Raw genomic sequence first — 13,136 nt, 5'->3', positions numbered from 1 at the left:
AAATCTCTCGCCACGTCACTCAACTCTCTGTACTTTGGGATGCCTCAGTCTCAAGCGGAATTCGTCGCATCTCTGAGACTGCATCGCCAAATCCACAACAGTCGCGGAGATTTCGTAGGCGTCATGCCTGCCTTCCTTGAAGCAGCTATTGCTGTCCAGAGCGGGCCGTACCGAACTGGTCATTCCCCCCCGCGGAAAGGCACAGCGCCGCAACGTTGAAGCGGCGCAGTAAAAGCCATGTACTTGCTGAACACCAACTTCGTCGGCGTTGCGCTGCTGAACCCCTTTGCCAACGCAGCTAAATAGGACTGACAGACGCGGTGCGCTACTTTTTGACCGCCGCCAGGCAGTACGCCACCACCGCATTGGCGTGGCCGTGGCCCATGCCGTGCTCGGCCTTCAGCCAGGCCACGATCTCCATGTGCTTCTTGCCCTGCTGTTGCTTCACCAAGTCAAACCAATGCTCCATAGGCTGGCCATAGGTCTTTTCGATGGAGGGGAAGTAGGACGCGGGGCCTTTGACTTTCTCGGGTGCTGCCATGGGGGTCTCCCTGCAATGCTGGCGGTAGTGCGGCCCCCATTGTTGTCTGCCCGCTGGCGCTACGCCACCCCCATGGCGGCAGGGTTTGGCACATGTGCTGGTGCAGGCAAACAGCCCATCCCCACCAACGCGGCTTCCACCGCCTCGTCCAGCGGCGTGTGTGGCTCGTGGCCCAGCGTGGCCAGCAGCTTAGTGTTGTCCATGGTCAGCCGTGTCTTCCATAGGTAACGCATCTCGCGGAGTTCGCGAATGGTGGGCACAAACGGTGCGATCAGGGCCATCAGCCACCAGGGGAAGGCGCTGACTTTGGGCTGGGCACCACCACGCTTGACGACCACGCGGCTTATGGCAGCGGCCATTTGCGTGCCATCGGCGTCCCAATGGCCTTGCATGTGAAAGACGGCAAAGGGCTCTAGCACTTCGCGGCGATGCACCAGCGCCACCATGGTGCGGGCCACATCGGGCAGATAGGACCACTGGTGGCCCACGCCGGGCGCGCCAGGCAGGCTGATGACTTTGACGGGCAAGCCCGGTTTGATGAGCCCTTGCGAGAACCAGCTGTTGCCGGGCTTGGGGCCAAAGAAATCGCCCGCGCGCACCACGATGACCTGGCAGCCCTGGCGGCTGGCCGCTTGCAGGCGCTGCTCCATCTGCACGCGGATAGCGCCCTTGCGGGTGAGCGGCTCCTGCGGGGAGTCTTCGCGCAACGTGGGGAAGGCGTTGGGGCCGAAGTTGTAGACCGTGCCGGGTAGCACGATGGTGGCGCCAACGGCCTGCGCGGCGGCAATGGTGTTGTCCACCATGGGCAGCACCAGCTCGGCCCAGCGGCGGTAGCCCGGTGGGTTGACGGCGTGCACGATGACGGCGCAGCCCTGTGCGGCGGTCAGCACGTCGGCACGGTTCATGGCGTCGCCCTGCACCCATTCGATGCCGCCTTGCTTGCCAGTGGCTTGCACTGCGCCACGGCGCAGGGCGCGCACGGCCCAGCCCGCGGCCACCAGTTGCCGGGCGACCTCGCCCCCAATGCCGCCCGTGGCGCCCAGTACCAATGCCGTGTTTGCCGATGCTGTGCTGTTGCTCATCTCACTACTCCTTCAAAACGTGTTGCGATGGGATGCAGTTTGGAAGGGCGGTGGCTATTAAGCAATTGACCAACATGTGCCAGCCGCCATACATTTCTGTATGACTACCGACAACCACACCGAGATTGGCTGGGAGCTGTACCGCTCGTATTTGGGCGTGCTGGAAGAGGGCTCGCTCTCGGGCGCCGCCCGCGCCATGGGCATTGCCCAGCCCACCGTGGGCCGGCACATTGACGCGCTGGAGAAGGCCCTGGGCGTGGCGCTGTTCACCCGCTCCCAAACCGGCTTGCTGCCCACCGACGCCGCGCGTGCGCTGCACCCCTTTGCCCAGGCCATGTACAGCTCGGCCGCCGCCCTCAAGCGTGCGGCCGAGAGCCAGGGCTCGGGCATCAAGGGCACGGTGCGCATCACCGCCAGCGAGGTAATGGGCGTGGAAGTGCTGCCGCCCATCTTGGCGCAGCTGCAAACCAGCTACCCCGAGCTGAAGGTGGAGCTGGTGCTGAGCAACCGCGTGCAAGACCTGCTGCAACGCGAAGCCGACATTGCCGTGCGCATGACGCAGCCCAAACAGGAGCAGCTGATTGCGCGGCGTGTGGGCCAGGTGGACCTGGGTTTTCATGCGCACCGCACTTACCTGGAGCGGCGTGGCACACCCCAGTCGCTGGACGCACTGGCGCAGCACGCGCTGATTGGCTTTGACGAAGAGACCGCGTTTGTGCGCGCAGCGCGCAAGGGGTTTACGCAGTGGCAGCGCGATAGCTTTGCGCTGCGCACCGACAGCGATGTGGGCCAGCTGGCGCTGATTCGCGCGGGCTGCGGCATTGGCATTTGCCAAAACGCGCTGGCCGCACGCGACCCGCAGCTGGTGCACCTGCTGCCCGACAGCTTTACGCTGGGCCTGGAGACCTGGCTCACCATGCACGAAGACCTGCGCAACACGCCGCGCTGCAAGGTTACGTTTGATGCCCTGCTGCAAGGGCTGCAGGCCTATATGGGCGCGTGATGTCGCGCGCCGTCTGCGCGGGCTGCTTGCGCCCGCAAGCTACCTGTATCTGCCGCTTCGTCACCCCCACCGCCACTGCCTGCGAGGTGCTGATCCTGCAGCACCCGCTGGAAGCGCACCACGCCAAGAACAGCGCGCGCCTGCTGCACCTGAGCCTGCCTGGTAGCCGCCTGGTGGTGGGCGAGGCGTTTGACGAAGCCACGCTGCAGGCGCTGATGCCGGATGACAAGACCACCGTGTTGCTGTACCCGCCCACTGCGTTTGAAGGGCACGCCGCGCCCGCAACGCTGGACACTGCACAGCTTGGCAATCTGCAGCGGCTGCGGCTGGTGGTGCTGGACGCCACCTGGCGCAAAAGCCGCAAGATGCTGCACCAAAGCCCCGCGCTGCAGCGCCTGCCACGCCTGGCGTTGGACGAGGTGCCAGATAGTCGCTACGCCATCCGCAAGGCGCACGCGCCGGGGCAGTTGTCTACGCTGGAGGCCACCTGCGCGGCGCTGGCGCAGCTAGAGGGCAACACCGCCCGCTGGCAGCCGCTGCTGGCGGCCTTTGACGGCTTTGTGGCGCAGCAGCGTGTTTTTATGCCAAATTAGCCTCTAACGCCCGTGGATATTGCGCGAGCAGCTCCTGTTTTAGGCGCAATAAGCCTTGCACCTAGGCCTTGCGCATGAACTTGAAGATAAGAATCCAGAAGCTCAGGATCAGGCTGGCCACGGGAAACTGCAGCGCGGTGGGCATGAAGTAAATGACCAGCACGCCCGGACCCCACACGCACCACACGGCAATGATCACCGGCAGGTAGCGCCGGCTCCAAAAGTCACCCGACGCAAAGTAACGCAGGGTGCTGGTGCGAAAGCCCTCGTCCTTCCAGAGGAAGATGGCCACCATAAGAAAGTTGGACACCGGCGAGTAAACAAACTGGTCGAACAGCATTTTCTTGACGATGGTGGCCGCATCGTTGCCGCTGCCAAACAAGGCCACCTGCACCGAATACAGCACATCCACCGAAATGCCAATGAGCCCAAACACCACCGCGGCAAAGGCCATGTCGCGCACGATCGTGGGCGGCACCGGCTGGCGCAGCACGGCCCAGGCCAGCAGCTCGGGCACCAACACTGCGAAGGCAGCGTAGGTGATGAAAGAGCCGGGGTAGCCCCAGGCCTGCTTGAACGCACCCCACTGCGTGAGCCCGCTTTGCACGGCGGGGCTCCAGAGGTAGGCCACCAGCAGCAGCACCAGGCCGCTCCACAGCACCAGCCCCGGCCGCATATTGGCCAACACTGCCGCGCGGACCTGGTGCAGAGCGGTAGGTTTGGGGGGCGCCCCCATCAGGCGGCAACCGCCGTGCGGGCGGCCAGCGCCAGCTCGGCCATCTTCACCGCACCCTCAAAGCTGCGCGCGCCGCCGATGAAGAGGTTCAGGTGGCAAAACACGCTGTCCGCCACACCGTTCACCGCCGCCAACTCACCATCGCGCAGGCCGGCCCAGGCATCGGGCAGGTCCATGCGGGCCGTGAAGGAGCCAGACTCCACCGGCACGGTCTTGATCTGGTACTGGTTGCCATCAGAGTCGGGGTAGATGACAAACATCACCTCGGGCATTTCGTTCACCACCACATGCGTCCAGGGCATGCCGCCCTCTTGCAAGTGCAGCACGCGCCCACCCAGCAGGCGCGGCGCATTGCGCACGGTATCCATGGCGCGCAGCTGCGCCACCTTTTTGCTGATGGCGTGGTCCAGAAACTTGCGGGTGATGGCAATGGCTTCGCGAAAGCGGGTTTCCAGCAGTGCGGCCTTGGCGGTGTGGTCCAGACCCTGTTCTTCCAGCCAATGGGTGTTGAGCTGGGCGATGAGGCTGGAGAGGCCAAAGATGCCGGGCGACACATCGCCCTGACCGGTGTCCACGATGTCGAGGTACTGCACCAGCGAGTGGTCGATGGAACGCACGATTTCGGCCACGGCCGCGTCGTCCAGGCTGTGGCCGGCAACGCTGGCCCAGGCCTTCACATAGGCCGTGCCAAAGGCGGACCACACCAAGCCCGCGCTGGCGTAGCCCACGCCGGGCACGGTGGCGCCATCGACCTCGTGCGCGGGGCGCGCGCCGTCGAAGCCGCGCTGGTGGTGGTCAAAGCGGCCGGTGGCCGCGTCCCAGGTGCCGCCCACGTCGACCACGTAGTCAGCGGCTTCAATCAGCTCTTGCTTGCGGGTACGAATCAGGGTGTGCGATGGGAACACACCCATCAGGATGCCCACGCCAAAGACGTCGTCGGCGTGAAAGGTGCCACTGTGCGTGGCGATGGTGGGGGTTTGGGTCATGGCAGGATTTTATGGACTTGTGCCCCCTGCCGCGGCTATGCTCGTTAAACCCAGGCCATCGGGGAGCACATCGCAGGCTGGCTTGGTTTTTTCTGGCACCACGCGTCTGCGCATATTGCCCGCCTTGTTGCCACAAGCACCAAGGATTGGCATACAAAATGCTTGGGGTTTGCAGGTCAAACTGACTCCCAAGCTGCGCAGAATTTGCGCGAGCAGCTCCTAATTTCATAGCGTTCTTTACCTGGAGAAATTATGTCGATGCACCTCACCTCCCGCCGCCGCGCGTTGGCTCTTGCCGCCGCACTCGCCACCCTGGCCCCCGGTCTGGCACTGGCCCAGGCCAAACTCAAAGTCGCCGGCATCTACACCGTGCCCTTCGAGCAGCAATGGGCCGGCCGCCTGCACCAGGCGCTCAAGGCCGCGGAGGCGCGTGGCGAGATCGAATACAAGGCCAGTGAGAACGTGAGCAATGCCGACTACGAGCGTGTGATGCGCGAATACGCCACCGGCGGCAGCCAGCTCGTCGTGGGTGAGGCCTTTGCCGTGGAAGCCGCCGCACGCAAGGTGGCCAAGGACTTCCCCAAGACCGCCTTCCTGATGGGCTCCAGCGGCAAGCCTGCAGCGCCCAACTTCAGCGTGCTCGACAACTACATCCAGGAGCCGGCCTACCTGTCGGGCATGGTGGCTGGCGGCATGACCAAGAGCAACAAGATTGGCATGGTGGGTGGCTTCCCCATCCCCGAGGTGAACCGCCTGATGAACGCCTTCATGGCGGGCGCCAAAGAGGTCAACCCCAAGGTGGAGTTCAGCGTGAGCTTCATCAACAGCTGGTTTGACCCCCCCAAGGCCAAAGAAGCCGCCTTTGCCATGATCGACAAGGGTGCCGACGTGATGTACGCGGAGCGTTTTGGCGTGAGCGACGCTGCCAAGGAAAAAGGCAAGCTGGCCATTGGCAACGTGATCAACACCCAGGCCCAGTACCCCGACACCGTGGTGGCCTCTGCCCTGTGGCACTTTGAGCCCTCGGCCGACCGCGCCATCAAGTTGATCAAGGACGGCAAGTTCACCGCCGAAGACTACGGCCCGTACTCGATGATGAAGTACAAGGGCTCGTCGCTGGCGCCGCTGGGCACATTTGAGAAAAAGGTGCCTGCCGAGGTGGTGGCCAAAATGAAGGCAAAAGAGAAAGCCATTGTGGATGGCAGCTTCACCGTCAAGGTGGATGACAACCAGCCCAAGTCTTCGAAGTAGCGTGAGCCCCCACGCTTGTCACTGCGTGTACTGCGCTGCCCCCCGAGGGGGCGCGTTTTCCCTTGGGGCGGCCCGGCGGAAAATCATCTCGGTTAGTTCTGCGTGAGCGACCCCGTTCTCGTTCTCTCTGGCATCACCAAGCGCTTTGGGGCGCTGGTGGCCAACGACGCCATCTCGCTGCACCTGGGTGCGGGCGAGGTGCTGGCGCTGCTGGGTGAGAACGGTGCGGGCAAGTCCACGCTGGTGTCGATTTTGTTTGGGCATTACGTGGCCGACAGCGGTCACATCACCGCCTTTGGCCAGCCCCTGCCTGCCGGTGACCCCAAGGCTGCGCTGGCAGCCGGCATTGGCATGGTGCACCAGCACTTCACACTGGCCGACAACCTGAGCGTGCTGGACAACGTGATGATGGGCTCCGAGCCCTGGTGGCAGCCCTTCACCCGCCGCAGCGCCGCGCGCCAGCGCCTGGGCGAGGTAGCGCAGCGTTTTGGCCTGGCGGTGGATGCCGATGCCCTGGTGGGCAGCCTGTCGGTAGGCGCGCGCCAGCGGGTAGAAATCTTGAAGGCGCTGTACCGCGGCGCCCGCATTCTGATTCTGGATGAACCCACCGCGGTGCTGACGCCGCAGGAAAGCGAAGCCCTGTTTGACGTGCTTGCGCAGATGGTGGCGCAGGGTTTGTCCATCATTTTTATCAGCCACAAGCTGGGCGAGGTGCTGCGTGTGTCGCACCGCGTGGCGGTGCTGCGCGGCGGCAAGCTGGTGGCCGAGGCTCCGGCCCAAGGCACCACGCAGAGTCAGCTGGCCCAGTGGATGGTGGGCCACGCCATTGACGCACCGGTGCGCCAACCCAGCCCCAGTGTGGGCGAGGTGGTGTGCAGCCTGGACGGCGTGAGCACCGGCAGCGGCCGCGAAAAGCTGCATGGCGTGAACCTGCAGCTGCGCCGGGGTGAGCTGGTGGCGATTGCCGGTGTGTCTGGCAACGGGCAGGTGGCGCTGGCAGAACTGCTGTGCGGCACACGCCAGGCCACAGCGGGCCAGGCAATGCTGCAGGGCCAGCCCCTGCCTGCCAGCCCCGCCGAGCTGGTAAAACGCGGCGTCGCCCGCATCCCCGAAGACCGGCATGCCGTGGGGGTGGTGGGGGATTTGCCGCTGTGGGAAAACGCCATGTCCGAGCGCCTGCGCACAGCCGCCTTCTCCGCCTGGGGATGGGTGCGCCGCGCAGCAGCCAAGGCCTACGCCCAACGCGTGATCGCCGCGTTTGACGTGCGGGGCGGTGGCGCCAACAGTGCGGCGCGGGCGCTGTCGGGCGGCAATATGCAAAAGCTGATTTTGGGCCGCGCCCTGCTGCACCCCGACGCCGCAGACAGCCAGGCGCAAAGCCACACCCCCACCCTCATCGTGGCGCACCAGCCCACCTGGGGGTTGGACATTGGCGCGGTGCGCTACGTGCAAAGCCAGCTGCTGGCCGCACGTGATGCAGGCGCGGCCGTGCTGCTCATCTCGGACGACCTCGACGAGGTGCTGACCCTGGGCGACCGTGTGGCCGTAATGCACGCGGGCCAACTCAGCGTTGCGCGCAATGCCGACGACTGGACGCGCGAAGCGATTGGCTTGGCCATGGCCGGTGCAGAACATTAAAGCGGCCATGCAACTCCTCAAACGCAACACCGCCTCTCCCGCCGCACTGGTGCTGGCGCCGGTTGGCGCGGTGTTGTTCACGCTCTTGATCAGCGCGCTGCTGGTGCTGTGGGCCGGGGCACCGGTGGGGCAGACCTATGGCCTGCTGTTGCAGGGCGGCTTTGGTTCGGTGTTTGCGATGAGTGAAACCCTCACCCGCGCGGTGCCGCTGATGCTGACCGGGCTGGCCGCGGCCGTGGCCTTCAGGGCACGGCTGTTCAACATAGGCGCCGAGGGGCAGTTGTATGTGGGTGCGCTGGCGGCCGTTGCTGTGGGCGGCCTGCATGGCGGCACCGGGTTTGACCTGCCGCCAGCGCTGCTGTTTGTGCTGATGCTGCTGGCCGCGGCGCTGGCAGGCGCGCTGCTCTTGCTGGGCCCGGCGCTGATGAAAGCGCGGCTGGGGGTGGACGAGGTAGTGACCACGCTGCTGCTGAATTTCATCGTGCTGCTGCTGGTGTCGTTGATGCTGGACGGCCCCATGAAAGACCCCACCGCCATGGGCTGGCCGCAGAGCGTGGCGCTGATGACGGATCTGGAACTGGGCAAGCTGATTGCACAAACGCGCCTGCACAACGGCCTGCTGGGCGCCTGCGCACTGGCAGTGCTGGTGTGGGTGCTGCTCAAGTACACGGTGCTGGGGTTTGATATTCGTGCGGTGGGCGCCAACCCGCGCGCAGCGGCCTTTGCCGGGGTGCCGGTCACACGTACGGTGGTGCTGGTGGCCATGCTCTCGGGCGCGCTGGCCGGGCTGGCGGGTGCCATCGAGGTGGCAGGACGCACCAGCTACCTGACGCTGGACATGTCACCGGGCTACGGCTACAGCGGCATCGTGATTGCCATGCTGGCCGGCCTGCACCCGCTGGGCGTGGTGGCGGCCAGTGTGTTTGTGGCGGGTGTGCTGGTGGGCGCCGACAGCATGAGCCGCGCCGTGGGGGTGCCCACCTACATTGCCGATGTGATCGTGGCGACGTCGCTGATCTCGGTGCTGGTGGCGACGCTGCTGACGCAATACAAGGTGAAGTTCAAATGACGGAGCTACTGGACATCTTGTCCAACCTCTCGTTCTGGGTGGCCGTGCTGCGCATTGCCACGCCGCTGATCCTGGGCACACTGGGCGTGCTGCTGTGCGAGCGGGCCGGGGTCTTGAACCTGGGCATCGAGGGCATCATGGTGGCGGGCGCCTTTACCGGCTGGCTCACGGTGTACGCGGGTGCGCCGCTATGGACCGGGGTTGCCGTCGCGGCGGGTACTGGCGCCGCGTTGGGTTTGCTGCATGCCTGGCTCACCGTGGGCTTGGCCCTGTCACAGCATGTGTCGGGCCTGGGCATCACGCTGCTGGCCACCTCGCTCAGCTATTACGGCTACCGTGTGAGTTTCTCCAAGGTGAGCACGCCGCCCACCATCACCCCGTTTGCCGAGATGGACTGGCTGGGCCTGCCCGTGCTGGCGCAGCAAACACCGCTCACGCTGCTGGCCCTGCTGCTGGTGCCGCTGCTGGCCTATGTGTTGTACCGCACGCCGCTGGGCCTGTCGGTGCGCATGGTGGGCGAGAACCCGCAGGCGGCCGAAGGCCAAGGCGTCTCGGTGGCGCGGGTGCGCACGGGTGCCATCGTGGCCGGATCGGCGTTGATGGGGGTTGCGGGTTCCTTCCTCACGCTGTCGGCGTTCAATGCCTTTTTCTTCAACATGGTCAACGGCCGTGGCTGGATTTGTGTGGCGCTGGTGGTGTTTGCCTCGTGGCGGCCCGGCAAGGCACTGCTGGGCGCGCTACTGTTTGCCTTTTTCGACGCTATCCAGCTGCGCCTGCAGCAAAGCGGTGGTTCGGTACTGCCCTACCAGCTGTACCTGATGCTGCCCTATGTGCTGTCCATCCTGGCGCTGGTGCTGGTGGCGCGCAAGGCCAGCTACCCGCAGGCGCTGATGAAGCCCTATCGCAAGGGCGAACGCTGAGCTTCAGGCGAAGTCTTCGCCAAACATCAGCCGCCACGCGGTGCCAAAGGCCACTTGCTGGCGCACCTCGGCGGGCAAGCAGCTCAGGAAGTAGCGATGCTTCTGGTCGTACTCCCCGATGCGTTCCAAGCGGTCACCCCCCAGGTCCAATGCCGACATGAAGCGGTTGGCACGTGCAGCGATCAGCTCCCGCCACGCGGGCTGGAGCTTTCCGTCGTCCGCCCAAACACGGGAATGCCGTTGGCGGCTCAGGGGGTAGACCGAGCGTGCATCGCCAAAGGCGGTGTCCAGGTAGAGGTTGGGGCAGCGGCTGAGCAAGCTGTCCAAGTACACCGGGCTGTAGCGCGTGGAGCGCTCCTGGTAGCGGATTTGCCCCACATGGCACCAGACCACGCGGGCCTTGGGGTACTGCAGCAGCATCTTTTCCAGCGCGGGCAGCAGGGTGTCTTCAATCTCGTAATGCAGCTGAAAACACAGCCCGGTGGCCTCGCTGATGGCAAACAGGCGGTGACCGACCGGGCCGTCGAGGGGGATGTCCACGTCGCGGTCGTCACCCCCACGTTTGACCTGGCGCGGAGACGGGTAGTGGCGGAATTCGTACTCGCCCAACAAGGCCCATTCACCCGCGCGGGCGGCCTCTTCTTGCGCCTGCAAAAACGATTCGGCCACCTCGGTGGTGAAGGGCGGCTGGCCGCCGTTGCCCACGGGGATGAAATGTTCGGGAAACTGCGCCGTAGTCTGGCGGGAAAAATTGTCGCGCCGCAGCCCCCGCTCGAACTGGTTGCTGCCCATGTCGGACGACAGCGCCATGGCACCGATGTGGAGCCGGTCCAACTCGGCCGCCAAGGCCGCCATATCCACTTTGGCGGGGTTGCACGAGCTTTCCACATCGATGTAGGGCAGCTGCCCGGCCGCCAACAGGCGCTTGATGCGGCGCGCATAGCCAGCCTTGAGCACGGCCAGGTTGGCGGGCGCCTCTTGGGCGCGCACACCGCCCAGCCAGAGTGCTGCAAACCCTCCTGCGGCCAAGCATTGCCTGCGTTTCATGGCATGAACCTCCGTATGCGTTGGGCCATGATACTGGGGGCCGACCAACGGCCACCGCACCAGTTGGCACGCCACAAGCCCCCGTGGTTCAAGGGGTTGAGCCAGCGAAAATTTCACGAAAAGTGGCCTGCGGCCCTACCATCCGCCGCCCAACGAATGAAAAAGGACCGCGCCATGAAGTGCCCCCAATGCACCGATGTGACCCTGGTGATGAGCGAGCGCCAGGGGGTAGAGATTGACTACTGCCCCAGCTGCCGTGGCGTCTGGCTGGACCGCGGGGAGCTCGACAAGCTGATTGAACGTAGCGCCAGCGCACCGCCGGTGGTACAACCCATCCAGCAGCCGCCCCCACGCCGCCCCGACTTTGCCGACTCCGACTACCGCCACCAAAGTGCTTACGGCAAACGCAAGTCCAAGTCGTGGCTCAGCGAGATTTTTGACTAAACCACCGAACCGGGAACCTGACCATGGATTTTTTACTCGACCCCAATGTGTGGATCGCCTTCGGCATGCTGACCGCGCTGGAGATTGTGCTGGGCATTGACAACATCATCTTCATCTCCATCCTGGTGGGCCGGCTGCCCCCCGAACTGCGCGACAAGGCGCGCCGCCTGGGCCTGGGTTTTGCCATGGTCTCGCGCCTCCTGCTGCTGTTCTCGCTGAGCTGGGTGATGGGCCTGACCAACGACCTGTTCACCGTGGCCAACCACGGCTTCAGCGGCCGCGACATGGTGCTGCTGCTGGGTGGCCTGTTCCTGCTCTACAAGGCCTCGCACGAGATTTTTGTGGAAGTGGAGGCGCGTGAACAAGATGCGCCGCCCGCCACCGACAGCGTGGCCATCAAAGCCGCAGGCACCAAGCTGTTCTGGGCCATCATCGGCCAGATCGCCATCATCGACATCGTGTTCTCGCTGGACTCGGTCATCACCGCCGTGGGCATGGTGGACCAGATCAGCGTGATGGTGGCCGCCGTGGTGGCCTCGGTGGGCGTAATGCTGGTGGCCGCCAAGCCGATTGGCGAGTTTGTCGACCGCCACCCCTCGGTCAAGGTGCTGGCACTGGCCTTCCTGGTGATGGTGGGCATGGCGCTGACGGCCGAAGCCTTTGACCAGGAAATCCCCAAGGGCTACATCTACGCCGCCATGGCCTTCTCGCTGGGGGTGGAAGCCCTCAACATCCGCGCCCGCAGCAAACGCCAGGCACTCAAGAAATAAGCATCAAACAGGCACCTGGTGCCCGTGGATACTGCGCAAACAGCTCCTGATTTCATAGCGAATCAGGAGCTGTTTTTTTGGCCCGTGGCGCCAGCCACTGGCCCAGCCAGCCGCCCCCGCTGACCAACACGATGCCAAGCAGCACGGGCACCGCACCCAGCACAAAACTCAGCTCAATGGGTTCGTCCAGCAGCCAGGCGCCCAGCACGATGCCGAACAGCGGCGTCATGAACGAGAACACCCCCAAACGCGACGCGAGGTAGTGGCGCAGCAGCCAGAACCAGACCAGAAAGCTGGCAAACGACACCACCAGGGTGTGAAACGCCAAGGCACCCCAGACCCGGGGCCCCGGCACAAAGTGGGCCTGGCCCGTGGCCAACGAAGCCACCAGCAGCAAGACAAACGCGCACACCAGCTGGTACAACAGCGTTTGGGTGGCCGGTGCACGGGACAGGCGCGAGCAGCGCACCACCATCGTGGTGGCGCCCCAGGCCATGCCGGCCAGCAGACCCAGGAAGTCGCCCCACAACATATCGCCGGGCACCGCTGCGCTGGGCTGGCTGCGGCCAAAGAAGGCGATGGAAATGCCACCAAACGCCAGCGCAATGCCCAGCCATTGCACCGGCCCCAAGCGTTCGGCGGGCAAACGCCAGTGCAAGCCCAGCGCGGCAAAAATGGGTGCGGTGTACAAAAACACCACCATGTGCGAGGCACTGGTATGGCGCAGGCCCTCGCCCACCAGCAAAAACTCCAGCCCAAACAGGCCGCCCACCACCAGGCCGGCACGCCAGTGGCCATCGCGCAGGCCCCAGCTCTCCCCACGCGCCAGCATCAAGAGCGCCACCAGCAGCGCAGCTGCGCCGGAGCGCAAGGCAATCAGGAAGATGGGGGCAATGTCGGCGGCCGTGGCTTTGAGTGCGACTTGCTGCAGGGCCCACAGCACACACAGCACCAACATGCAGCCGATGGCTTGGGAATCGAGAGGTTTTCGGGTGTCCATGCGCTGATTATTGAAGTGACGGCTTTCATTGATATAGTGAAAACTAGACAAGCCAT

The 13,136-nt window shown here is 64.7% G+C and carries 14 protein-coding genes; 8 read left to right on the top strand and 6 right to left on the bottom strand.

Features of this window, described 5'->3' with window-relative positions; genetic code table 11:
* Positions 1-325: 325 nt before the first annotated feature.
* Positions 326-541 carry a DUF4287 domain-containing protein gene (locus AC3WS7_RS16080; protein ID WP_492657073.1) on the bottom strand — a complete coding sequence of 72 codons (216 nt, stop codon included), beginning with the start codon at positions 539-541 and terminating at the stop codon, positions 326-328.
* A gap of 59 nt (positions 542-600) precedes the next feature.
* On the bottom strand, positions 601-1,623 hold the full coding sequence (locus AC3WS7_RS16075; protein WP_492657072.1) for an NAD(P)H-binding protein: 1,023 nt from the start codon (positions 1,621-1,623) through the stop codon (positions 601-603).
* 100 nt (positions 1,624-1,723) lie between these two features.
* Here AC3WS7_RS16075 and AC3WS7_RS16070 point away from each other — a divergent pair, with 100 nt between their 5' ends.
* Together AC3WS7_RS16070 and AC3WS7_RS16065 are read left to right on the top strand one after the other, a co-directional pair.
* Positions 1,724-2,626, top strand: a complete 903-nt coding sequence (locus tag AC3WS7_RS16070) for a LysR family transcriptional regulator (RefSeq protein ID WP_492657071.1) — start codon at positions 1,724-1,726, stop codon at positions 2,624-2,626.
* A complete protein-coding gene (locus tag AC3WS7_RS16065) occupies positions 2,626-3,219 on the top strand; it encodes a tRNA-uridine aminocarboxypropyltransferase (protein WP_492657070.1) in 594 nt (197 codons plus the stop codon). Before AC3WS7_RS16070 ends, AC3WS7_RS16065 begins: the two co-directional genes overlap by 1 nt.
* 61 nt (positions 3,220-3,280) lie before the next feature.
* Here AC3WS7_RS16065 and AC3WS7_RS16060 read toward each other — a convergent pair whose 3' ends face one another.
* Both AC3WS7_RS16060 and AC3WS7_RS16055 read right to left on the bottom strand, forming a co-directional pair.
* Positions 3,281-3,955 (bottom strand): hypothetical protein, encoded by a 675-nt coding sequence (locus tag AC3WS7_RS16060; RefSeq protein WP_492657069.1) that lies wholly within the window; start codon positions 3,953-3,955, stop codon positions 3,281-3,283.
* Positions 3,955-4,941: an MYG1 family protein gene (locus AC3WS7_RS16055; protein ID WP_492657068.1), complete on the bottom strand. Its 987-nt coding sequence runs from the start codon at positions 4,939-4,941 to the stop codon at positions 3,955-3,957. The genes AC3WS7_RS16060 and AC3WS7_RS16055 overlap by 1 nt, the downstream gene beginning before the upstream one ends.
* Positions 4,942-5,193: 252 nt before the next feature.
* Here AC3WS7_RS16055 and AC3WS7_RS16050 point away from each other — a divergent pair, with 252 nt between their 5' ends.
* From AC3WS7_RS16050 to AC3WS7_RS16035, 4 genes are all read left to right on the top strand, one after another.
* Positions 5,194-6,192 carry a BMP family protein gene (locus AC3WS7_RS16050; RefSeq protein WP_492657067.1) on the top strand — a complete coding sequence of 333 codons (999 nt, stop codon included), beginning with the start codon at positions 5,194-5,196 and terminating at the stop codon, positions 6,190-6,192.
* Positions 6,193-6,294: 102 nt separating this feature from the next.
* Positions 6,295-7,830 (top strand): ABC transporter ATP-binding protein, encoded by a 1,536-nt coding sequence (locus AC3WS7_RS16045; protein WP_492657066.1) that lies wholly within the window; start codon positions 6,295-6,297, stop codon positions 7,828-7,830.
* Positions 7,831-7,837: 7 nt separating this feature from the next.
* Positions 7,838-8,899, top strand: coding sequence for an ABC transporter permease (locus tag AC3WS7_RS16040; protein ID WP_492657065.1), 1,062 nt, complete (start codon positions 7,838-7,840; stop codon positions 8,897-8,899).
* Positions 8,896-9,819 carry an ABC transporter permease gene (locus AC3WS7_RS16035; RefSeq protein ID WP_492657064.1) on the top strand — a complete coding sequence of 308 codons (924 nt, stop codon included), beginning with the start codon at positions 8,896-8,898 and terminating at the stop codon, positions 9,817-9,819. Before AC3WS7_RS16040 ends, AC3WS7_RS16035 begins: the two co-directional genes overlap by 4 nt.
* A gap of 3 nt (positions 9,820-9,822) precedes the next feature.
* On the opposite strand, the gene AC3WS7_RS16030 is transcribed toward AC3WS7_RS16035, so the two are convergent.
* The gene (locus AC3WS7_RS16030; protein ID WP_492657063.1) at positions 9,823-10,866 is read right to left on the bottom strand and encodes an amidohydrolase family protein; all 1,044 of its coding nucleotides are present in this window, start codon (positions 10,864-10,866) and stop codon (positions 9,823-9,825) included.
* Positions 10,867-11,040: 174 nt separating this feature from the next.
* On the opposite strand from AC3WS7_RS16030, the gene AC3WS7_RS16025 reads away from it, so the two are divergent.
* Entirely contained in the window at positions 11,041-11,310 is a 270-nt protein-coding gene (locus tag AC3WS7_RS16025; RefSeq protein WP_492657062.1) for a TFIIB-type zinc ribbon-containing protein, read from the top strand.
* Between the two features lie 23 nt (positions 11,311-11,333).
* On the top strand, positions 11,334-12,080 hold the full coding sequence (locus AC3WS7_RS16020) for a TerC family protein (RefSeq protein WP_296469261.1): 747 nt from the start codon (positions 11,334-11,336) through the stop codon (positions 12,078-12,080).
* Positions 12,081-12,132: 52 nt separating this feature from the next.
* On the opposite strand, the gene AC3WS7_RS16015 is transcribed toward AC3WS7_RS16020, so the two are convergent.
* Entirely contained in the window at positions 12,133-13,080 is a 948-nt protein-coding gene (locus tag AC3WS7_RS16015; RefSeq protein WP_492657061.1) for a DMT family transporter, read from the bottom strand.
* Positions 13,081-13,136 lie beyond the last annotated feature (56 nt).

This window comes from Rhodoferax sp. EU05-FHT12H12, assembly GCF_058791215.1.
This window is presented reverse-complemented; position numbering and strand designations above follow the sequence as displayed.

Bases quoted from the DNA above. Each gene is read 5' to 3' on its own strand.
- AC3WS7_RS16075 (WP_492657072.1), bottom strand. From the start codon at position 1,623: ATGAGCAACAGCACAGCATCGGCAAACACGGCATTGGTACTGGGCGCC.
- AC3WS7_RS16060 (WP_492657069.1), bottom strand. From the start codon at position 3,955: ATGGGGGCGCCCCCCAAACCTACCGCTCTGCACCAGGTCCGCGCGGCA.
- AC3WS7_RS16030 (WP_492657063.1), bottom strand. From the start codon at position 10,866: ATGAAACGCAGGCAATGCTTGGCCGCAGGAGGGTTTGCAGCACTCTGG.
- AC3WS7_RS16055 (WP_492657068.1), bottom strand. From the start codon at position 4,941: ATGACCCAAACCCCCACCATCGCCACGCACAGTGGCACCTTTCACGCC.
- AC3WS7_RS16050 (WP_492657067.1), top strand. From the start codon at position 5,194: ATGTCGATGCACCTCACCTCCCGCCGCCGCGCGTTGGCTCTTGCCGCC.
- AC3WS7_RS16020 (WP_296469261.1), top strand. From the start codon at position 11,334: ATGGATTTTTTACTCGACCCCAATGTGTGGATCGCCTTCGGCATGCTG.
- AC3WS7_RS16015 (WP_492657061.1), bottom strand. From the start codon at position 13,080: ATGGACACCCGAAAACCTCTCGATTCCCAAGCCATCGGCTGCATGTTG.
- AC3WS7_RS16065 (WP_492657070.1), top strand. From the start codon at position 2,626: ATGTCGCGCGCCGTCTGCGCGGGCTGCTTGCGCCCGCAAGCTACCTGT.
- AC3WS7_RS16025 (WP_492657062.1), top strand. From the start codon at position 11,041: ATGAAGTGCCCCCAATGCACCGATGTGACCCTGGTGATGAGCGAGCGC.
- AC3WS7_RS16070 (WP_492657071.1), top strand. From the start codon at position 1,724: ATGACTACCGACAACCACACCGAGATTGGCTGGGAGCTGTACCGCTCG.
- AC3WS7_RS16035 (WP_492657064.1), top strand. From the start codon at position 8,896: ATGACGGAGCTACTGGACATCTTGTCCAACCTCTCGTTCTGGGTGGCC.
- AC3WS7_RS16040 (WP_492657065.1), top strand. From the start codon at position 7,838: ATGCAACTCCTCAAACGCAACACCGCCTCTCCCGCCGCACTGGTGCTG.
- AC3WS7_RS16080 (WP_492657073.1), bottom strand. From the start codon at position 541: ATGGCAGCACCCGAGAAAGTCAAAGGCCCCGCGTCCTACTTCCCCTCC.